The organism is Herbaspirillum sp. C7C8, from assembly GCF_022627875.1.
Taxonomy (GTDB): domain Bacteria; phylum Pseudomonadota; class Gammaproteobacteria; order Burkholderiales; family Burkholderiaceae_D; genus Herbaspirillum.
The window spans coordinates 177,110-196,710 of record NZ_JABXGG010000004.1 but is presented as its reverse complement, the minus strand read 5'-3'; the positions used below and the strand labels follow the sequence as shown (position 1 = coordinate 196,710).

At 64.2% G+C, this 19,601-nt stretch carries 17 protein-coding genes and 1 other RNA gene; 14 read left to right on the top strand and 4 right to left on the bottom strand.

Annotated features, from left to right (window positions below):
- Window positions 1-20: 20 nt before the first annotated feature.
- On the bottom strand, window positions 21-1,286 hold the full coding sequence (locus tag HWE01_RS07415) for a D-amino acid dehydrogenase (RefSeq protein ID WP_008334508.1): 1,266 nt from the start codon (window positions 1,284-1,286) through the stop codon (window positions 21-23).
- Window positions 1,287-1,469: 183 nt separating this feature from the next.
- On the opposite strand from HWE01_RS07415, the gene rnpB reads away from it, so the two are divergent.
- Together rnpB and HWE01_RS07405 are read left to right on the top strand one after the other, a co-directional pair.
- Window positions 1,470-1,804: RNase P RNA component class A (gene rnpB, locus HWE01_RS07410), an RNA gene on the top strand.
- Window positions 1,805-1,884: 80 nt separating this feature from the next.
- A complete protein-coding gene (locus HWE01_RS07405; RefSeq protein ID WP_241821440.1) occupies window positions 1,885-3,045 on the top strand; it encodes an enoyl-CoA hydratase/isomerase family protein in 1,161 nt (386 codons plus the stop codon).
- Window positions 3,046-3,089: 44 nt separating this feature from the next.
- Here HWE01_RS07405 and HWE01_RS07400 read toward each other — a convergent pair whose 3' ends face one another.
- The 3 genes from HWE01_RS07400 to HWE01_RS07390 form a co-directional block, all read right to left on the bottom strand.
- Complete coding sequence (locus HWE01_RS07400; RefSeq protein WP_241821439.1) at window positions 3,090-3,569, bottom strand: nuclear transport factor 2 family protein; 480 nt, start codon at window positions 3,567-3,569, stop codon at window positions 3,090-3,092.
- Between the two features lie 353 nt (window positions 3,570-3,922).
- Complete coding sequence (locus HWE01_RS07395) at window positions 3,923-4,207, bottom strand: HU family DNA-binding protein (RefSeq protein ID WP_006465510.1); 285 nt, start codon at window positions 4,205-4,207, stop codon at window positions 3,923-3,925.
- Window positions 4,208-4,285: 78 nt separating this feature from the next.
- Window positions 4,286-4,654, bottom strand: coding sequence for a hypothetical protein (locus tag HWE01_RS07390; protein ID WP_157174308.1), 369 nt, complete (start codon window positions 4,652-4,654; stop codon window positions 4,286-4,288).
- Window positions 4,655-5,086: 432 nt separating this feature from the next.
- Here HWE01_RS07390 and mraZ point away from each other — a divergent pair, with 432 nt between their 5' ends.
- The 12 genes from mraZ to HWE01_RS07330 all read left to right on the top strand — a co-directional run bounded on the left by mraZ (window position 5,087) and on the right by HWE01_RS07330 (window position 19,592).
- Window positions 5,087-5,515 carry a division/cell wall cluster transcriptional repressor MraZ gene (gene mraZ, locus HWE01_RS07385; protein WP_006465511.1) on the top strand — a complete coding sequence of 143 codons (429 nt, stop codon included), beginning with the start codon at window positions 5,087-5,089 and terminating at the stop codon, window positions 5,513-5,515.
- 12 nt (window positions 5,516-5,527) lie between these two features.
- On the top strand, window positions 5,528-6,511 hold the full coding sequence (rsmH, locus tag HWE01_RS07380) for a 16S rRNA (cytosine(1402)-N(4))-methyltransferase RsmH (protein WP_008334517.1): 984 nt from the start codon (window positions 5,528-5,530) through the stop codon (window positions 6,509-6,511).
- On the top strand, window positions 6,508-6,780 hold the full coding sequence (gene ftsL, locus HWE01_RS07375) for a cell division protein FtsL (RefSeq protein ID WP_008334519.1): 273 nt from the start codon (window positions 6,508-6,510) through the stop codon (window positions 6,778-6,780). Before rsmH ends, ftsL begins: the two co-directional genes overlap by 4 nt.
- Window positions 6,777-8,555, top strand: coding sequence for a peptidoglycan D,D-transpeptidase FtsI family protein (locus HWE01_RS07370; protein WP_008334521.1), 1,779 nt, complete (start codon window positions 6,777-6,779; stop codon window positions 8,553-8,555). The genes ftsL and HWE01_RS07370 overlap by 4 nt, the downstream gene beginning before the upstream one ends.
- Window positions 8,555-10,081, top strand: coding sequence for a UDP-N-acetylmuramoyl-L-alanyl-D-glutamate--2,6-diaminopimelate ligase (locus tag HWE01_RS07365; RefSeq protein ID WP_241821438.1), 1,527 nt, complete (start codon window positions 8,555-8,557; stop codon window positions 10,079-10,081). The genes HWE01_RS07370 and HWE01_RS07365 overlap by 1 nt, the downstream gene beginning before the upstream one ends.
- The gene (locus HWE01_RS07360; RefSeq protein WP_241821437.1) at window positions 10,078-11,538 is read left to right on the top strand and encodes a UDP-N-acetylmuramoyl-tripeptide--D-alanyl-D-alanine ligase; all 1,461 of its coding nucleotides are present in this window, start codon (window positions 10,078-10,080) and stop codon (window positions 11,536-11,538) included. The genes HWE01_RS07365 and HWE01_RS07360 overlap by 4 nt, the downstream gene beginning before the upstream one ends.
- 1 nt (window position 11,539) lies before the next feature.
- Window positions 11,540-12,709, top strand: a complete 1,170-nt coding sequence (mraY, locus tag HWE01_RS07355) for a phospho-N-acetylmuramoyl-pentapeptide-transferase (RefSeq protein WP_008334527.1) — start codon at window positions 11,540-11,542, stop codon at window positions 12,707-12,709.
- A 119-nt stretch (window positions 12,710-12,828) separates the two neighbouring features.
- A complete protein-coding gene (gene murD / locus HWE01_RS07350; protein ID WP_241821436.1) occupies window positions 12,829-14,826 on the top strand; it encodes a UDP-N-acetylmuramoyl-L-alanine--D-glutamate ligase in 1,998 nt (665 codons plus the stop codon).
- Complete coding sequence (ftsW, locus tag HWE01_RS07345; RefSeq protein WP_008334530.1) at window positions 14,823-16,088, top strand: putative lipid II flippase FtsW; 1,266 nt, start codon at window positions 14,823-14,825, stop codon at window positions 16,086-16,088. Before murD ends, ftsW begins: the two co-directional genes overlap by 4 nt.
- Complete coding sequence (gene murG, locus HWE01_RS07340) at window positions 16,085-17,167, top strand: undecaprenyldiphospho-muramoylpentapeptide beta-N-acetylglucosaminyltransferase (RefSeq protein WP_241821435.1); 1,083 nt, start codon at window positions 16,085-16,087, stop codon at window positions 17,165-17,167. The genes ftsW and murG overlap by 4 nt, the downstream gene beginning before the upstream one ends.
- Window positions 17,164-18,591 carry a UDP-N-acetylmuramate--L-alanine ligase gene (gene murC, locus HWE01_RS07335; protein WP_241821434.1) on the top strand — a complete coding sequence of 476 codons (1,428 nt, stop codon included), beginning with the start codon at window positions 17,164-17,166 and terminating at the stop codon, window positions 18,589-18,591. Before murG ends, murC begins: the two co-directional genes overlap by 4 nt.
- Window positions 18,588-19,592, top strand: coding sequence for a D-alanine--D-alanine ligase (locus HWE01_RS07330; RefSeq protein WP_008334541.1), 1,005 nt, complete (start codon window positions 18,588-18,590; stop codon window positions 19,590-19,592). The genes murC and HWE01_RS07330 overlap by 4 nt, the downstream gene beginning before the upstream one ends.
- Window positions 19,593-19,601: the final 9 nt, after the last annotated feature.

Here is a 19,601-nt window from a genome sequence, read left to right as displayed (position 1 = left end):
GCGCCTGAGATGAAACTTCTTCAGGCGCGGTACCGGAAGGGCGCATCGTCGATGGCGCGCCGGCGGCCGGCGATCTGGTCGGCCACCAGCGCCGCACTGCCACAGGCCAGCGTCCAGCCCAGCGCACCCTGGCCAATGTTGAGATGCAGGTTCTCCACCGGCGATGCGCCGACGATGGGCACGCCGCTCGGCGTGGCCGGCCGAAATCCCGTCCACGGCGACAGCGTCGCATCCTCGCCCAGCGCGCAGCCGGGGAAGAGCTCGCGCAGGCCATTCTTCAGTTCCTCGATGGCCGAGGGCGGGATGCGGGCGTCGCGACCCACCAGCTCGATGCGGCCCGCCACGCGCAGCCGTTGGCCGAGGCGTGCATAAACGATCTTCCTGGCGATGTCGGTGATGGATACCTGAGGCGCCGCGGCGCGGCTGGCCTCATCCTCCAGCGGCACGGTGATGCTGTAGCCCTTGAGTGGATAGAGCGGCAGGCGCAGATCCACCAGGCGCGCGAAGTCCGCGCTATCGGCACCCAGTGCCAGCACGAAACGGTCGGCAGCAATCCATTGGCCACCGGCCTGCACCGCGCGCAGGGCACGCCCTTCGCGGCGTACGGCATCAACGCGGGCAGCGCCGATGAAACGGAAATCCGGATGCGCCTGCATGGTTTCGACCAGGGCGCGGCAGAATTGCGGACAATCGCCCGCCTCTTCACTGGGCGTGTAAACCCCGCCAACCCAGTCGCGCTGTGAGTGGCCCAGGGCCGGTTCGATGCGGATGCACTCGGCCGCGCTGAGTACCTCTTGCCGGCAGCCATGCTGCGCCTGGAATTGCACCTGCTGCGCAGCCGCCTCCAGCCCTTGTGCATCGGTAAACATGACCAGCTTGCCGGAACGCTGATGATCGAAGGACAGCTGCAGGCCGGCATTCCATTGGGTGAGCTGGTCGCGACTGTAGAAGGCCAGTTGCAGCAGGTCGATGGTGGTCTGGCGTACGCGCTGCGCATTGCAGCAGCGCAGGAACTGCAGCAGCCAGCGATATTGGGCGCTATCGGCGGTCGGCTTGATGGTCAGCGGCGAATCCTTGCTGAACAGGTAGTATGCCCATTTGGTCCACACTGAGGGATCGGCCAGGGGGGCCACGTAGGAATAGCTGAGCTGGGCACCATTGCCCTGGCTGGTGCCCTCGCCGGGTTGGTCGCGGGCATCGATGAGGCTGACCTGATGGCCATCCTGCAGGAGACGGTAGGCAGTGGTCACGCCGATCACGCCGGCGCCCAGTACGCAGATTTGCATGGTGTTTCGTTGAAGTCAGTCAGGAACCGCGCGGCGCAGGGCCTGTAGCGGATCAGCAGCAGACTACCGAAGAGCCGCTCGGGTGTCACATGCCGAATCGGCATGATCTTTTTGCGTGGGCGCAAAAGCGTTTTGCGATGGACGATAGCCGGTGTCGGCCCATGCTGCGCTACAATAGCGCCCGATGCAGGCCAGACAGCCGCTGGCCGTCTTCGCAAGGAGGCGGCGGGAGGAAGGTCCGGACTCCACAGAGCAGGGTGACGGTTAACGGCCGTCCGCTGAAAGCCGGCGCAAGCCGGTATAAGGCGAGGAACAGGGCCACAGAGACGAGCGTATTAAGTTACGGTGAAACGCGGTAACCTCCACCCGGAGCAATTTCAAATAGGCACGCGTTGATGTGGCTCGCGGAGCGTGCGGGTAGAAAGCTTGAGCGGCGGAGCGATCCGTCGCCTAGAGGAATGGCTGTCATAGCGGGTTTCCCGCCGTAACAGAATCCGGCCTACCGGCCTGCTTCATTGAATTCGATTTTTTCTTCATTCTTCATAACAACACTGCGGCCCGTGGGCACTGCGGGCTCGCCAGAGACCCCAGGAGACCCATGAACCAAGCCGCCGCCCCCGTGGCATTCGAAGAACTGACGGCCGTCAACGGCCAACGCATCGGCATCGCCACCCTCGCTTCCGAAAAGACCCTGCATGCCATCTCGCTGGAGATGGTCAGGCTGCTCACGCCCCAACTGCAGCAGTGGCAGGCCGATCCGGGCGTGGCCATGGTGATGCTGCAGGCGCAGGGCGACAAGGCCTTTTGTGCCGGTGGCGACTTGCAGCAGCTCTATCGCTCCATGCGCGAACATCACGCCTCGCCCGCGCGCGAGGACATTGGCGCCAATTCCTACGCAGCGGAATTCTTCGAGCAGGAATATCGCCTGGATTATCTTGTCCACAGCTTCGCCAAGCCCATCCTGTGCTGGGGGCATGGCATCGTCATGGGCGGTGGTATCGGCCTGATGGCCGGTTGCAGCCATCGCGTGGTCACCGAAAAATCGCGTCTGGCCATGCCGGAAATCACCATCGGGCTCTATCCGGATGTGGGCGGAAGCTGGTTCCTGTCCCGCATGCCGGGCAAGAGCGGCGTCTTCCTGGCGCTCACCGGTGCCAACCTCAATGCCAACGACGCCCTCTTCGCCGGCCTGGCGGACTATCGCGTGGCCCATGCCGCCAAGGCATCGGTGATCGATGCCCTGCTGATGCAGCCGTGGGGAGAGGGCAAGGATGCCGAGCTGCTGGATCGTGTACTGGGTGCGGCGCAGGCTTCTTCCTCGTCGCAAGGCACGGCATCGTTTGCGGCCTCCAGCCTGCGTACGCATTTCGACCTGATCGAGTCCCTCTGCCGTCGGCCCACCTTGCCGGAAATCGTCGAGGGCATTCTGAGCTTGCAGACCGAGGATGCCTGGCTGAGCAAAGCCCAGGCTACCCTGCGGGCCGGCTCACCCGGTTCGGCCTGGCTGGGCTATGCCCTGCAGAAGCGTGTGCGTCCGCTGTCGCTGGCGGAGGTGTTCCGGCTGGAATTCGTGGTGTCGCTGCATTGCGCGGCACGCCCCGATTTCGTCGAGGGCATCCGCGCGCTGATCATCGAGAAGGACCAGAAACCACAATGGAATCCGGCCTCTCTGGCCGCAGCCACGCCGGCATGGGTAGAGGGATTCTTTGCCGATCCCTGGTCGCGCCAGGCGCATCCGCTGGCCGACCTGGGCGCCTGAATCGCTTCAGGTCGACCCCGGTCGGGTCGACGGACGGCCCGTGCTTACAGCCCCAGTTCGGACAGGCCGGGATGGTCGGCCGGACGCGGGCCTGAGCGGTCCCAGTGGAATTTGCGTTCCGCTTGCCTGATCGGCAGATCATTGATGGAAGCATGGCGCAGGCGCATCAGTCCATGCTCGTCGAATTCCCAGTTCTCGTTGCCATAGGAGCGGAACCAGCTCCCCGAATCGTCGTGCCATTCGTAGGCGAAGCGCACGGCGATGCGGTTGTCTTCGTGCGCCCAGACTTCCTTGATGAGTCGGTAATCCAGCTCGCGCGCCCATTTGCGGGTGAGGAAGGCGACGATCTCGGCGCGTCCGTGGACGAAGTCGGCGCGGTTGCGCCAGCGGCTGTCTTCGGTATAGGCCAGCGAGACGCGCTGCGGATCGCAGGAATTCCAGGCATCTTCGGCAGCGCGCGCCTTCATGGCGGCCGTCTCACGGGTGAACGGGGGCAGCGGTGGACGCTGGGCGGGGCTATTCATCGACAGTCTCCTTGGGTGTGCCGGATGGGCCGGCTGTTCATGGTCTACGACGGGACGGCAAGCGGGAATGCGGCTGTATGGAGCGATGGATCGAAAAAATTCTAGGCGCTGCGCCGGACCTTGGCAAACAAAGCCGGCCTGTGCGGGAGACCGTCATTGCTGTGCGTTGCGCGCCAACGGGCAACTGTGCTGGAGGGACATCGCTCTGCGGTGTGGCCCTCAAGAGAAGCGATGAGGAAGAAGAAACGAGCGGGAAGGCGAGGAGGGGGGAGGGACGGCCGATCCTGTCGAATCGGCCTCGATTTGAATGCCCTGAACCTGGTTGAGGGCATTCAAATGCGTGAAGCGTGAAATTATTTCTTCTTCTTGTTGACGGCTTCCTTGAAAGCCTTGCCAGCCGAGAACTTCACGGTGGTCGCAGCGGCGATCTTGATTTCTTCGCCGGTTTGCGGGTTGCGGCCGGTGCGGGCAGCGCGCTTGCCGGTCGAGAAGGAACCGAAGCCAACCAATTGCACGGTATCGCCCTTGGTCACGGCCTTGATGATGTTCTCGATGACGGAGTCCAGCGCGCGCTGGGCTGCTGCCTTGGAGATCTCGGTGTCGGCGGCGATAACGTCAACCAATTCAGATTTGTTCACTTTTAAATTCCTTTCACTGTTAAGGTGCCCAGATTTTAGCACTGGAATGAGCCGGATCCGCAAGCCCTATCTGCGTTTTCAGCCGATAGGGCCTGGGCGGAACCAGCCTTGATTGAAAAAAATCGACGTGCTTTTCAACACCCGCAAACGGGCCATGCCGGCCGCGTTTTTGCGTATCGATCTTCCCAAAGACACGGATAGTAAAAGGTGCTCGCCGCCGAAGTCAAAACAAAAACGCTTCCTGCCATTCATTTGACGAAGAATTTCATGAAGTTTCGGGATCACAAGCGTTCTTGCCTCATCTGCTGAGGCGCTTGCCCCGCAGGGCAATGCCCTCGTTGTCAGGGTGACGATGCAGGGCGAGGCATGCTCCGGACTGCCCCAAACGGATATTTCTTGTCCATTTTCGCGCCATCCGGTGAACTTAAGTTGCACTGCAAAATCCATGTCCTTTGGTTCAGTTCACTCGCAAATCCTGCGCTTTCCTGCTCCCGTCGTTTTCCCTCTCCCTGCTGCCCCGAAATCGGGCAGACCGCCGCGTCCATGCGCCGCAAATCCGCGCCGTTGCGCAATTCTGGCGCGAAACACATGTGTATAGCTCAGGTTGCACCTTCAATGTAAATGCTAAGTCCTTCATTTTCTTCACAAATGTTATGAAGAGGGTGTTTTAAGGAAGTGCGCTAAGTCTTTGACTTTATTAGCAAAATCGCGGTTTTTCGCAACGTATACCGCTTGACCTGCAATAGTGCATCCACTAAAGTGGGCGGCAGTGTCAAAAAGTGTTTTTTTGTGGGGCATTTGTGGTGTCATTTGCATTTGCCCGGCACGACACGGCACCCGATCAGCAATCTCACTCGCCGCAGGCGAAGGAAAAACACAGTGTTCCAGGGCGCGTCAGCACTCAATCTCGATGCCAAAGGACGGATGACCATTCCGGCCAAGCATCGTGACGCCCTGATTGTGCAGTGCGAAGGACGCGCCACCGTGACGCGCCATCCGCATGGCTGCCTGTTGTTCTTTCCGCGCCCGACCTGGGAGACGCATCGTGAGCAGATCGCCAACTGGCCGATGTCGGCCCGTGCCTGGCAGCGCATCTTCCTGGGCAATGCCCAGGACGTGGAGCTCGACAGTGCCGGCCGCATCCTGATTGCGCCCGAACTGCGCGCGGCCGTGGGCTTGCAGCGTGATGTGATGTTGTTGGGCATGGGTAGTCATTTCGAAATCTGGGATGCCGTCAAGCTGGCCGAGAGTGAAGCCGAGGCCGTGGCGGGTGGCATGCCGGATGTGTTGAGCAACTTTTCCTTCTGACGGCCGGACAAGATGAATCTGCAACCGGTGCCCGAGCTGCAGCACCGCACCGTGCTGTTGGAAGAAGCCGTGGACGCGCTGGCCATCAGTGGTGAGCGCGCCAATGGCATTTACCTGGACGGAACCTTCGGCCGTGGCGGTCATAGCCGCGCCATCCTTTCCAGGCTGGGCCCGCAAGGGCGCCTGATCGCATTTGACAAGGACCCGTTGGCCATCGCCACGGCGCAGAAGATTGACGATGCCCGCTTCGAGATCGTGCACGACAGCTTCGCGACCATGGACGAGGCGCTGGCCGCACGCGGCATCGCGCAGGTCGACGGGGTATTGATGGATTTGGGCATCTCGTCGCCGCAGGTGGATGACGCCGCGCGCGGCTTCAGTTTCCGTCTTGATGGCCCGCTGGACATGCGCATGGATACCACCCGTGGCGTGTCGGCAGCGGAATGGCTGGCAACGGCAGATGAACAGCAGATTGCAAAGGTGATACGAGATTATGGGGAAGAACGGTTTGCTCTTCAGATTGCAAAGAAGATTGTTGCTGGCCGGGCAATCGAGCCAATTTCAAGCACACGACAGCTTGCCGCGCTCGTGGCACAAGCCGTCAAAACCCGCGAGAAAGGCAAAGACCCGGCCACTCGTACCTTTCAGGCTGTACGGATTTTCGTCAATCAAGAGCTTGAAGAACTCGAAGTAGGACTGGACAAGGCATTTGCCCAGATGGCGCAGCACGGGAGATTGGTCGTGATCAGCTTTCACTCGCTGGAAGATCGCATCGTCAAGCAGTTCATGGCCTCCAAAGCCCATGCGCCGCAGCCTGACCGTCGCCTGCCGATCCGTGCCGTGGACCTGCCGCAAGCCCCGGCCCGCCTGCTGCCGCGCGTCATGCCCAGCAGTGCCGAAGTCGAATCCAACCCGCGTGCCCGCTCGGCGGTCATGCGCGGCCTGGAGCGCGTGATGCCGGTGTCCACCCGCACCACCGAAGGGGCGCCTGCATGACCGGGCGTCTGTGCATCCTGCTGACCATCATGCTGGTGGGTTGCGCGCTGTCCGTGGTGAGCGCCCAGTACAAGGCCCGCAGCCTCTTCATCGAGCTGGAACGCGCCCAGAGCGCGGCGCGCCAGCTCGACGTCGATTGGGCGCAGTTGCAGCTGGACCAGTCCACGCTGGGCAAGAATGCCCGCATCGAGGAGCTGGCACGGCGTGATCTGGGCATGGTCCCGGTCACCGCCGCCCGTACCCAATACCTCACCGTGGGGGTGCCATGACCAAGATGCCCCCGCGTACCAACCTGACCGGCGCTCGCGTGGCTGCCTCCAAGGGCGTGGCGTTTTCGTCCAATCCCATCCTGCAGGTCAAGCTGCCGGCCTGGCGCTCGCGCTTCGTGCTGTTCGTGCTGTTTGCCGCCTTCGTGGCGCTGGTGCTGCGCGCGCTGTGGCTGCAGGGCGTATCGACCGATTTCCTGCAGAAGCAGGGCGCCTCGCGCTACGCCCGCACCCTGGAAATGCCCGCCACGCGCGGCAAGATCCTTGACCGCAACGGCCAGGTGCTGGCTTCCTCGGTGCCGGTCAAGGCGATCTGGGCCATCCCCGACGATGTGCAGGGCGCACCCAAGGACAAGCTGGTGCAGCTGGCCAAGCTGCTGGACATGAGCGATGCCGAGCTGCGCAAGAAGCTCGATTCCGACCGCAGCTTCGTCTACCTCAAGCGCCAGGTCGAGCAGGATACCGCCGACAAGATCGTCAAGCTGGGCATCCCCGGCATCCAGACCCGCAAGGAATACAAGCGCTTCTATCCCGAAGGCGAGGTGATGGCGCACGTGGTCGGCTTCACCAACATCGAGGATGCCGGCCAGGACGGCATGGAGCTGTCCGCGCAGAAGACGCTGGCCGGCGTGACCGGCAGCCGCCGCGTCATCAAGGACCGCCTGGGCCGTGTGGTGGAAGATATCGAATCGATCCGCGAGCCGCACGATGGCCGTGACCTGACCTTGTCCATCGACAGCAAGATTCAGTACATCGCCTTCACGCAACTGAAGGAAGCGGTAGAAAAATACAAGGCCAAGGCCGGCGGCATCATCGTGGTCGATGCCAAGACCGGCGAAGTGCTGGCCATGGCCAATCTGCCCTCCTACAATCCCAACGACCGTTCGGTGCTGACCGGGGCGCAGCTGCGCAATCGCGTGGTGACCGATACCTTCGAACCGGGCTCGACCCTCAAGCCCTTCACCGTGGCCCTGGCGCTGGACACGCATCGCGTGACTCCGTCCACGGTGTTCCAGACCGCGCCCGGCAAGATGACCATCGGCACCGCCACCATCGGCGATTCGCATCCCCACGGTCCGCTGACGGTGGCGCAGATCATCGAGAAGTCTTCCAACATCGGCACTGCCAAGATCGCGCTGGGCATGCCGGCCGAAGAGATGTGGGAAATGTTCACCACGGTCGGTTTCGGTCAGCAGCCCAAGTTCGGCTTCCCGGGGGCGGTGGCCGGTCGCGTGCGTCCCTACAAGTCGTGGCGCCCGATCGAGCAGGCCACCATGAGCTACGGCCACGGCATTTCGGTGTCGTTGATCCAGCTGGCCCACGCCTATCTGATCTTCGCCCGCAATGGCGACATCATTCCTTTGTCCTTCACCAAGGTCACCGATTCGCCCATCGGCCAGCGTGTCATCTCGGCCGATACCGCCCTGCAGATGCGTCGCATGCTGGAAACCGTGGTCGCTCCGGGCGGTACGGCACCGCAGGCCCAGGTGCCGGGCTATCGCGTCGGCGGCAAGACCGGTACCGCCTACAAGATCGAAAACGGCAAGTACGTGCGCAAGTACGTGGCCTCGTTCACGGGCATCGCCCCGATGTCGGATCCGCGCCTGATCATCTCGGTGATGATCGACGAGCCGCAAGGCCAGCACTTCGGCGGCCCGGTGGCCGGCCCGGTATTTGCCAACGTCGCCGCCAATGCCTTGCGCGCATTGAACGTACCGCCGGATTCCAGCGTGACCAACATCATCATTCCCAAAGAACCGCTTGAGGAGAGCATGTAATGTCCGAGCGCGTTCCCAGCCTTCAAGACATCCTCGCCTGGCTGCGCCAGGCGTCGCCGTCTGCGCAACTCACCTCGGATTCCCGCCGCGTGGCGGCCGGCGACGTGTTCTTCGCCTACGTGGGCGACGCCGATGGCCGCTCCTATATTGCCGATGCCGTCGAGCGGGGCGCGGCCGCCGTGCTCTACGAAGCCGACGGTTATACCTGGCCGTCCCAGATCGACGTGCCGCACCTGCCCCTGTCCGACCTGAAGGCGCGCGCCGGCGAGATCGCCGCCGCCTGGTACGGCCAGCCTGACCAGGCCATGTTGACGGTGGCCGTCACCGGCACCAATGGCAAGACTTCCTGCGCCTACTGGCTGGGTACCGCATTGTCGCGTCTGCCCGGCGCCAGCGCCGCCGGCGTGATCGGTACGCTCGGCGTGGGTAGCTTTGTCAACGGCAAGCCGCAAGGCTTCGAGGTCACCGGCTACACCACACCGGACGCCGTACTGCTGCAACGCAGCCTGTTCAAGTTGTCGCAGGGCCGCGTCGGTGCGCTGGCCATCGAGGCCTCCTCCATCGGACTGGCCCAGGGGCGCATGAACGGCATGCACGTCGATGTCGCCCTGCTGACCAATTTCACCCGCGATCACCTGGATTTCCACGGTGACATGCAGACCTACGAAGACGCCAAGCGCAAGCTGTTCCAGTGGCCGGGCCTGAAGCACGCCGTGGTCAACCTGGACGACGGCATGGGCCAGCGCCTGCTGCCGCTGCTGGCCGAGCGCAAGCTGCCGGTGATCGGTTACGCCATCGCCGACGAGCAGGGCGGCGACACGCACGGCGTACCGACCTTGCGCGCCAGCCAACTGCGCAGCAGCCATACCGGCACCGCCTTCCACGTCGATTCCCCTTTCGGCAGCGGCCAGGTCAAGACCCAGCTGGTGGGACGCTTCAATGTCAGCAACGTGCTGGGCATCATGGGCGTACTGCTCACGCAGGGCGTGGCCTGGGATGCCGTGGTCGCCGCAGCGGCCGCACTGACCCCGGCACCGGGCCGCATGCAGCAGTTCGGCGGTCCTGATGTGCCGCTGATCGTGATCGATTACGCCCATACCCCCGACGCCCTCGACAAGACCCTGTCCACCCTGCGCCAGGTCGCCACCCAGCGTGGCGGCCAGCTGTGGTGCGTATTCGGCTGCGGTGGTGATCGCGATCCGGGCAAGCGCCCGCAGATGGGCCAGATCGCCGAGCAGGCCGACCAGGTCGTGCTGACCAGCGACAATCCGCGCAGTGAAGATCCGCAGGCCATCATCGAGCAGATCCGTGTAGGCATGAGCCGCGTCGAACCGGTGGTGCTGCCCGACCGCGCCGGCGCCATTCTGTGGGCGATCCGCCATGCCACCAAGGCCGATGTGGTCCTGCTGGCCGGCAAGGGACATGAGCCTTACCAGGAAATCGCCGGCAAGAAATTGCCCTTCCTCGACGCCGACCATGTCGCGCTGGCGCTTGCCGCGCGCTCGACGATGATGGGAGGCGCATGATGCGATTCGATTTCCGCCAGTTGCTGGAGTGGATCCGCACCGCCGAGCAAGCCGCCTCCGCACGCACCGTGCCGGGCGTGGTCAATGCGCCGGCAGGCGTACTCGAACTCAATGACGTCGTCACCGACAGCCGTGCGGTCAAGCCTGGCAATGTCTTCGTCGCCCTGCGCGGCGAGCGCTTCGATGCACATGATTTCCTCGATACGGTAGCCGCTCAGGGTGCTGCCGCCGTGGTGGTCGAACGCGTACCGCCAGGCCTTGGCGTGCCGGCCATCGTGGTGCCCGACACCCGCGCCGCACTGGGCCAGATCGCCCATGGCTGGCGTGTCCGGCATCAGATCCCGGTGATCGGCGTGACCGGCAGCAACGGCAAGACCACCGTCAAGGAAATGATCGCCGCCATCCTCGCGGCCGCCTTCGGTGAAGACGGCTACCTGGGTACGCGCGGCAATTTCAACAACGAGATCGGCGTCCCGCTGACCTTGTTCCGTCTGCGCGCGCAACATCAGGCTGCCGTCATCGAGATGGGCATGAACCATCCGGGCGAGATCGCCGTGCTCTCGCGCATCGCCGCGCCGACGCTGGGCCTGGTCAACAATGCCCAGCGCGAGCATCAGGAATTCATGGCCAGCGTGGAAGCGGTGGCGCGCGAAAACGGCGCCGTGATCCGCCACCTGCCTGCTGACGGCGTGGCCGTGTTCCCGTCCGATGATGATTTCACCGCGCTCTGGCGTGAAGAGGCCGGTGCCCGCCGCGTGCTGACTTTCGGCCTGACTGCGCAAGCCGATGTCAGCGCCAGCTATCAGGCCAGTGCCTTCGGCAGTACCCTGCAGGTGACCGTGAAAGGTCTGGCCGTCCCGCCCGCGCAGTTCAAGGTGGAACTGGCCGCCGTCGGTGAGCACAACGTGCGCAATGCCCTGGCTGCTGCCGCCTGCGCACTGGGTGCCGGCATCACGGTTGAGGCCGTGGTACGCGGCCTGCAGAGCTTTGCCCCGGTCAGTGGCCGCCTGCAGCGCAAGCAAGCCCGCAGCGGCGCGCTGGTGATCGACGACACCTACAACGCCAACCCCGACTCCGTGCGCGCGGCCATCGACGTGCTGGCCGCCATCGACGGTCCGCGCGTGCTGGTGCTGGGCGACATGGGTGAAGTCGGCGACCAGGGCCCGCAGTTCCATGCCGAGATCGGCGCCTATGCCCGCAGCCGTGGCATTCCGCTCTTGCTCGGACTGGGCGAATTGACGAAACACGTCGTCAGTTCGTATGGTCCGGCGCTGCAAGGTGTAGCGCAGGCTACGCATTTCGACGATATCGCCGCACTCAATGCCGCGGTGGAAAAGGCTGCCCCGCAGGGGGCGACCATTTTGGTAAAAGGTTCACGCTTCATGAAGATGGAGCGAGTTGTACAGCATCTGGTCAACGTTGAATCACTCTCGCAACATCAACAGGAGACCCATTAGCATGCTGCTCTGGCTTGCACAGAATTTTCAACAGGATTTCGGCTTTCTGCGCCTGTTCAACTTCATCACCTTCCGCGCGGTCTTCGCCACGCTGACGGCGCTGTTGATCGGCATGATCGCCGGCCCTGCCGTGATCCGCATGCTCACCCGCATGAAGGTCGGCCAGGCCGTGCGCACCGATGGACCGCAGACCCACCTGATCAAGTCCGGCACCCCCACCATGGGTGGCGTGCTGATCCTGATCGGCATCGGCGTTTCCACCCTGCTGTGGGCGGACCTGTCCAACCGTTTCGTGTGGATCGTGCTGATCGTCACGCTCGGGTTCGGCGCCGTCGGTTGGGTCGATGACTACCGCAAGGTGGTCTATCGCGATCCGGAAGGCATGCGCTCGCGCGAAAAATATTTCTGGCAATCGCTGATCGGACTGGTGGCGGCGTTCTACCTGGCCTTCTCGGTTTCCGAAGTGAGCAACCTGAAGGTCTTCGACCTCTTCGTCGCCTGGGTGCGTTCCGGCTTCAGCCTGGACCTGCCGCCCAAGGCCGACCTGATCGTGCCCTTCTTCAAGACCGTGACCTATCCGCTGGGCGTGTGGGGCTTCATCGCGCTGACCTATTTCGTCATCGTCGGCACCAGCAATGCGGTCAACCTGACCGATGGTCTGGATGGCCTGGCCATCATGCCCACCGTGCTGGTGGGGGCGGCCCTGGGCCTGTTCGCCTACCTGACCGGCAACGCGGCCTACGCCAAGTACCTGTTCATCCCGCACATCCCGGGTGCCGGCGAACTGCTCATCTTCTGCGGCGCCATGGGCGGTGCGGGCCTGGCCTTCCTCTGGTACAACGCCTACCCGGCGCAGGTGTTCATGGGCGACGTCGGCGCGCTGGCACTGGGTGGCGCGCTGGGCACCATCGCCGTCATCGTGCGCCAGGAAATCGTGCTCTTCATCATGGGCGGCATCTTCGTGGTGGAGACGCTCTCGGTGATGATCCAGGTGGCCTATTTCAAGTACACGAAGAAGCGCTTCGGCACTGGCCGTCGCGTGCTGTTGATGGCACCCCTGCATCACCACTACGAACAGAAGGGCTGGAAGGAAACCCAGGTGGTGGTGCGGTTCTGGATCATCACCATGATGCTGGTACTGGTCGGCCTGTCGACCCTGAAGCTTCGGTAAACAGGCGATATGAAGAAAAACGGCGCCCCTTGTGACGAAATGCAGGAGGCGCCTTCGTGGTTGGCAGGGCTGGGCCCTGCATGGCAAGACCTTGATGAAGAAGTGAGTCGGAAAACAAGATGAATTACTCGGGCAAACACGTTCTGGTGCTCGGACTCGGCGAGTCCGGCCTGGCAATGGCGCGGTGGCTGGTCTACTGCGGCGCCGGCGTGCGCGTGGCCGATACCCGTAGCGAAGCGGCGCTGGCCGAGCGCCTGGCAGCCTTGCGCGCCGACGCGCCCGAGGCCGAGGCCGTGCTGGGCCAGGCACTGGCCCCCTCGTTGCTGGAGGGAATCGATTTCGTCGCCGTCAGTCCCGGCCTGGCCCCCGCAGGCGAGCTGGCCCCGCTGATGCCGGCCATGGCCGAGCGCGGCCTGCCGCTGTGGGGCGAGATCGAACTGTTCGCCCAGGCCCTGGCCGCCCTGCGCGAAGAGACCCTGTATCAACCCAAGGTGCTGGCCATCACCGGCACCAACGGCAAGACCACCGTGACCCGCCTGACCGGTCTTTTATGCGAGCGTGCCGGGCTGTCGGTGCAGGTGGCAGGCAACATCAGCCCGGCTGCCCTGGATGTGCTGCGTGAAGCCGTGATCAAGGACAAGATCTTCCTGGCCGAACTGGCCGAGCAGGATGCCCGCGACGCGGCTCAGGCCGCAGCCGAAGCCGAGGCACAAGCGGCCCAACAGGCCGTGCTGGACGCCCGCCAGGCCGCCGAGGCCGAGAAGCATCGCCGTGCTGCGGCCAGCATCGAGCAGGCCGCCGCGATTGCCGTGCCGGTCCTGCAGGCGCAGCCCGAGGTGGCCGCGCCAGCGCCTGAACCGGCGCCGCAGGGAGAACTGCTGGCCAGCGAGGAACCCCCGCACGAAGCTGCCGAGCACACGGTACCGGATACCGGGCAGCCCTCCGAGGCCACCCTGGACGTGGCCTCCGACGTGGTGCCGCAAGCCGATATGGCGGCCCCCGCCACCACGGGCGAAGCCATGAACCTGGGCGACTTCATGGAAGTCTCGCGCAAGGCCGAGGAAGATGCGCTGGTGGAAGTGCCTCCGCCGCCGCCACCGGAGCCGAGCTATCGCGGTTCCCTGCCGCAGGCCTGGGTGCTGGAGCTCTCCAGCTTCCAGCTGCACACCACGCACAGCCTGCAGCCGCATGCCGCCACCGTCCTGAATCTGACCCAGGACCACCTCGACTGGCACGGCAGCATGGACAACTACGCTGCCGACAAGGCCCGCATCTTCGGCCAGGACACCGTACGCGTGCTCAACCGCGATGACGCACTGGTGATGGAGATGAGCGCCGCCGCTGCGCCGCTGTCCACCTTCGGCCTGGACGAACCGTCCACCCCCAACAGCTTCGGCCTGGTCAATGACAATGGCATGCTGTGGCTGGCCAACGCCTTCGTGCATGAAGACGATGAAGTTCCGGAAGGCAAGCGTCGCCGCAAGCAGAAGGACATGCTGCCGCCGCCGGTGACCGTCAAACGCCTCATGCCTGCCGATGCCCTGCGCATCCGTGGCGCCCACAACGCCATGAATGCGCTGGCCGCGCTGGCCTTGTGCCGCGCCGTCGATCTGCCGATGGCGCCGCTGCTGCACGGTCTGCGCGACTACACGGGCGAACCGCACCGGGTGGAACTGGTCGGCGTGATCCAGGACGTCGAGTACTACGACGACAGCAAGGGCACCAATGTTGGCGCCACCGTGGCTGCGCTCAATGGACTGGGTTTGGGTGGCCGTCCCAACCGCATCGTGCTGATCGCCGGTGGTGATGGCAAGGGTCAGGACTTTTCGCCGCTGGATCTGCCGGTGCAGAAATATGCCCGCGCCGTCTTGCTGATCGGTCGCGACGGCCCCGCCGTGCGCGCGGCCCTGGCCGACAGCGGTGTCGAACTCATCGATTGTGCCAGCCTGGAAGCGGCCGTGGAAAAGGCCGGTGAACTCGCCGCCGCCGGCGATATCGTGCTGCTCTCGCCGGCCTGCGCCAGCCTGGACATGTTCCGCAACTATGCCCATCGCGCCGAGGTCTTCGTGGACGCGGTGCGCGAACTGGCGCTCTCGCGCGGTGAGGTGCTGGCATGAAACTGGGCCTGTCCTCGGTGCGCAACTGGCTGGGCGGCTTGAAACAGGCCGCGCCGGTGGCCGCCGGTCGCGCCCGCAGCAGCCGTGGCAGCGCATCGGGCAGCATCGGCTTCGAGCAGCGCTCGCGCATGATGGAATACGACCAGCCGCTGATCTGGGTGGTCCTGCTGTTGATGCTGTTCGGCATGGTGATGGTGTATTCGGCCTCGGTGGCACTGCCGGACTCGCCCAAGTACGCGTCCTATTCGAATTACCACTTCCTGATCCGCCAGGCGATCTTCATCGTGCTCTCCATCGTGGCCGGTGCGGTGGTCTTCCGCGTGCCCATCGAGACCTGGCAGAAGTGGGCGCCCTATCTCTTTGCCATCACGCTGATCCTGCTGCTGATGGTGCTCATTCCGGGCGTGGGCAAGGGGGTCAATGGTGCCAAGCGCTGGCTCTCGCTGAAGATCATCAACCTGCAGCCCTCCGAACTGATGAAGCTCTTCATCGTCCTGTATGCCGCCGACTACACGGTGCGCAAGCAGGCGGTGATGCACAAGCTGGTCAAGGGCTTCTTCCCCATGGCCGCCGCCGTCGGCCTGGTCGGCCTGCTGTTGCTGCTGGAGCCTGACCTGGGTGCTTTCGGCGTGATTGTCTGCATCGCCATGGGCATCCTGTTCCTGGGCGGCATCAACGGCGTCTGGTTCGGCGGTATCGGGGCTACCCTGGTGGGGGTGTTCTCGCTGGTCATCGTCACCTCGCCGTGGCGGCGCGAGCGCATTTTTGCCTATCTGAATCCCTGGGAGGAAGAAAACGCGCTGGGCAAGGCCTATCAGTTGTCGCATTCGCTGATCGCCTTCGGGCGCGGCGAACTGTTCGGCGTCGGGCTGGGCGGCAGCGTGGAAAAGCTGCATTACCTGCCCGAAGCGCATACCGACTTCCTGCTCGCCGTCATCGGCGAGGAGCTCGGTTTCGTCGGGGTGCTGGTGGTGGTGTTGCTGTTCTACTGGCTGGTCAAGCATTCCTTCGAGATCGGTCGCCAGGCCATCGCGCTGGACCTCACCTTTGCCGGCCTGGTGGCCAAGGGCATCGGTATCTGGCTGGGCGTGCAGGCCTTCATCAACATGGGCGTGAACCTCGGCCTGCTGCCGACCAAGGGCCTGACGCTGCCGCTGATGAGTTATGGCGGTTCGGGTGTGCTGTTGAATTGCGTGGGCCTGGCCATCCTGCTGCGCATCGATTACGAAAACCGGGTACTCATGCGCGGAGGCCGTCCATGAGCGCGCCGCGCAAGTTGCTGATCATGGCCGCCGGTACCGGCGGCCACATCTTCCCGGGTCTGGCGATCGCCGACACCATGCGCGCGCGCGGCTGGCAAGTGAGCTGGCTGGGCACCACGCACGGCATGGAGCGCGAGCTGGTGCCGCGCCATGGCGTGGAGATGGACAGCATTGTCTTCGCCGGCCTGCGCGGCAAGGGGCTGCTGCATACGGTCAAGGGGATGTGGCGTCTGCTGGCAAGCTTCCTGCATTGCCATGCCATCCTCGGCCGTCGTCGTCCCGATGTGGTGCTGGGCATGGGCGGTTACGTCACCGTACCGGGCGGCGTGATGGCGCGCCTGCGCGGCAAGCCGCTGGTGCTGGTCAATGCGGATGCGGCACTGCTGCTGTCGAACAAGACCCTGGCGCCGATGGCGACCAAGCTTCTCTTTGGCTTCCCGGCCGATTTCGGCCGTGCGGCGGGCAAGGCCGAGGTCACCGGCAATCCGGTGCGCAAGGAAATCATCGCGCTGCCGCAGCCGGCCCAACGTTACGCCGGCCGCAGCGGCCCGCTGAAGATTCTGGTGGTGGGCGGCAGCCTGGGCGCCAAGGTCTTGAACGACAACGTGCCCGCCGCGCTGGCGAAGCTGCCTGCCCGGTTGCGTCCGCAAGTGACGCACCAGTCGGGCAAGCAGCATATCGCCGCCTTGCGCGCAGCCTACGAGGCCGCAGGCGTGCAGGCCGAAGTGGTCGATTTCATCGACGACATGCCGCGCCGCTATGCCGAGGCCGATCTGGTGATCTGCCGCGCTGGGGCCATCACGGTCTCCGAGCTGACGGCTGCGGGCGTGGCCAGCGTGTTGGTGCCGCTGGCGGTATCGACCACCTCGCACCAGATCGACAATGCGAAGTGGATGGCACGGAACAAGGCGGCGATTCACTTGCCGCAACGCGAACTGACGCCGGATCACCTGGCCGGTTTGCTGCAGAAACTGGACCGCGCTGCATGCCATGACATGGCACAGGCGGCATACGAACAAGGCCGGCGCGACGCCAACGAGGCAATCGCGCGCGTGCTGGAAGGACTGGTAACACCATGAAGCATCGCGTCAAGAACATTCATTTCGTGGGCATCGGCGGCTCAGGCATGAGCGGTATCGCCGAAGTGCTGCTCAACCTCGGCTATGGCGTCTCAGGCTCCGACCTGGGCAGCAATGCCGCCACCCAGCGCCTGGCGCAGCTGGGCGCCAACATCCGCTATGGCCATGCGGCCGAGAACATCGAAGGCGCTGACGCCATCGTCACCTCCACCGCCGTCAGGGGCGACAACCCGGAAGTGCTGGCCGCGCGCAAGAAGCACATCCCCATCGTGCCGCGCGCGGTGATGCTGGGTGAACTGATGCGCCTGAAGAAGGGCATTGCCATTGCCGGCACCCACGGCAAGACCACCACCACCAGCCTGGTGGCCAGCGTGCTGGCCCAAGGCGGACTGGACCCGACCTTCGTCATCGGTGGCCGGCTCACCAGCGCCGGCGCCAATGCCAAGCTGGGCACCGGTGAATTCATCGTGGCCGAAGCCGATGAGTCGGATGCGTCCTTCCTCAACCTGACGCCCGTGATCGAAGTCATCACCAACATCGATGCCGATCACATGGAAACCTACAACCATGACTTCGCGCGTCTGAAGCAAGCCTTCGTCGAGTTCACCCAGCGCCTGCCGTTCTACGGTGTGGCCGTGCTGTGCCTGGATGATCCGCACGTGCGCGAGATCATGCCCATGGTCTCCAAGCCCATTCTGACCTACGGCTTCCATGACGACGCCGACGTGCGCGCCATCGAGGCCCGCGCCGTGGAGGGCAAGATGGAATTCACCGTGATCCAGGACGGCTACGCCCCCATGCAGGTGAGCCTGAACCAGCCCGGCATGCACAACGTGCAGAATGCCTGCGCCGCCATCGCCATCGCCCGTGAACTGGATGTGGATGATGCCGCCACCCAGAAGGCGCTGACCGAATTCAACGGTGTGGGCCGCCGCTTTACCCGCTATGGCGAGGTGCCGATCACCGATGCGCAGGGCAATCCCGCTGGCCACTTCACGCTGGTGGACGATTACGGCCATCACCCGGTCGAGACCGCCGCCACCATCGCCGCCGCCCGTGGCGCCTATCCGGGCCGCCGCCTGGTGCTGGCCTTCCAGCCGCACCGCTACACCCGTACGCGCGATCTGTTCGAGGATTTCGTGAAGGTATTGTCCTCACCCGATGTGCTGGTGCTGGGTGAAGTGTATTCCGCCGGTGAAGCCCCCATCGTGGCCGCCGATGGCCGTTCGCTGGCGCATGCGCTGCGCGCGGCCGGCAAGGTGGAGCCGGTTTTCGTGGACGACATCGGCGACATGCCCGAGACCATCCGCAATGTGGTGCGCGACGGCGACGTCGTCATGACCATGGGGGCTGGATCGATTTCCGCCGTGCCGGGGCGTTTGGTCGCGCACGCCGGTGGCAAGAATGAACAGGGGGCCGCATGATCAGCCAGGACCAGATCAAGGCCTTTGGCCGCGTCGGCGTGCTCTTCGGTGGTCGTTCCGCCGAGCGCGAAGTGTCGATGATGTCGGGCAATGGCGTCTTGCAGGCCCTGCGCAGCAAGGGGGTGGATGCGCATCCCTTCGATCCGGCTGAGCGCAGCCTGGGTGAATTGCAGGCCGAGAAATTCGACCGCGTCTTCATCGCCCTGCATGGCCGCTATGGCGAAGACGGCACGCTGCAAGGTGCGCTGGAACAGATGGGCTTGCCCTATACCGGCCCGGGCGTGATGGCCTCCAGCATCGCCATGGACAAGATCATGACCAAGCGCATCTGGCTCTCGCATGCTCTGCCCACGCCGCGCTTCCTGAGCCTGGATGCCAAGGCCACCTCGCGCGAGCAATTGCGCGTGGTGCCCGACGAGCTGGGTTTGCCGCTGATGCTCAAGGCGCCGCATGAAGGCTCGACCATCGGCATTGCCAAGGTCAACGGTTATTCCGACATGCAGGTGAGCTTCGAGATGTGCGCCCGCTATGACAGCGTGGTGCTGGCCGAGGAATTCATCCGTGGCCGTGAACTGACGGTGCCGGTACTGGGGCAGGGACGCGATGCGCGGGCCTTGCCGGTCATCGAGATCTGCGCGCCGGATGGCAACTACGACTACCAGAACAAGTATTTCACCGACGACACGAAATATTACTGCCCCGCCCCGCTGGATGCGGAACTGACGCGCCATATCCAGGATCTGGCGGTACGGGCTTTCAATGCGTTGGGTTGCCGTGGCTGGAGCCGCGTGGACTTCATGCTGCGCGAGGCGGATGGAAAGGCTGAGCCTTACCTGATCGAAATCAACACCTCGCCCGGCATGACCGGCCATTCGCTGGTACCGATGGCGGCCAAGGCGGTGGGCATGAGCTATGAAGACCTGTGCTGCGAGATTTTGGCGATGGCCGCGCTGGACATGAGGCCATCGAAGGACTGGACGCCGCAGGCGGGCCAGCCGTGATGGTCCGGG

Coding starts and splice junctions, on each gene's coding strand:
- HWE01_RS07415 (WP_008334508.1), bottom strand. CDS start 1,286: ATGCAAATCTGCGTACTGGGCGCCGGCGTGATCGGCGTGACCACTGCC.
- HWE01_RS07400 (WP_241821439.1), bottom strand. CDS start 3,569: ATGAATAGCCCCGCCCAGCGTCCACCGCTGCCCCCGTTCACCCGTGAG.
- mraY (WP_008334527.1), top strand. CDS start 11,540: ATGCTGCTCTGGCTTGCACAGAATTTTCAACAGGATTTCGGCTTTCTG.
- HWE01_RS07330 (WP_008334541.1), top strand. CDS start 18,588: ATGATCAGCCAGGACCAGATCAAGGCCTTTGGCCGCGTCGGCGTGCTC.
- HWE01_RS07360 (WP_241821437.1), top strand. CDS start 10,078: ATGATGCGATTCGATTTCCGCCAGTTGCTGGAGTGGATCCGCACCGCC.
- HWE01_RS07370 (WP_008334521.1), top strand. CDS start 6,777: ATGACCAAGATGCCCCCGCGTACCAACCTGACCGGCGCTCGCGTGGCT.
- murD (WP_241821436.1), top strand. CDS start 12,829: ATGAATTACTCGGGCAAACACGTTCTGGTGCTCGGACTCGGCGAGTCC.
- murC (WP_241821434.1), top strand. CDS start 17,164: ATGAAGCATCGCGTCAAGAACATTCATTTCGTGGGCATCGGCGGCTCA.
- ftsL (WP_008334519.1), top strand. CDS start 6,508: ATGACCGGGCGTCTGTGCATCCTGCTGACCATCATGCTGGTGGGTTGC.
- murG (WP_241821435.1), top strand. CDS start 16,085: ATGAGCGCGCCGCGCAAGTTGCTGATCATGGCCGCCGGTACCGGCGGC.
- HWE01_RS07405 (WP_241821440.1), top strand. CDS start 1,885: ATGAACCAAGCCGCCGCCCCCGTGGCATTCGAAGAACTGACGGCCGTC.
- HWE01_RS07365 (WP_241821438.1), top strand. CDS start 8,555: ATGTCCGAGCGCGTTCCCAGCCTTCAAGACATCCTCGCCTGGCTGCGC.
- ftsW (WP_008334530.1), top strand. CDS start 14,823: ATGAAACTGGGCCTGTCCTCGGTGCGCAACTGGCTGGGCGGCTTGAAA.
- rsmH (WP_008334517.1), top strand. CDS start 5,528: ATGAATCTGCAACCGGTGCCCGAGCTGCAGCACCGCACCGTGCTGTTG.
- HWE01_RS07390 (WP_157174308.1), bottom strand. CDS start 4,654: ATGGATTTTGCAGTGCAACTTAAGTTCACCGGATGGCGCGAAAATGGA.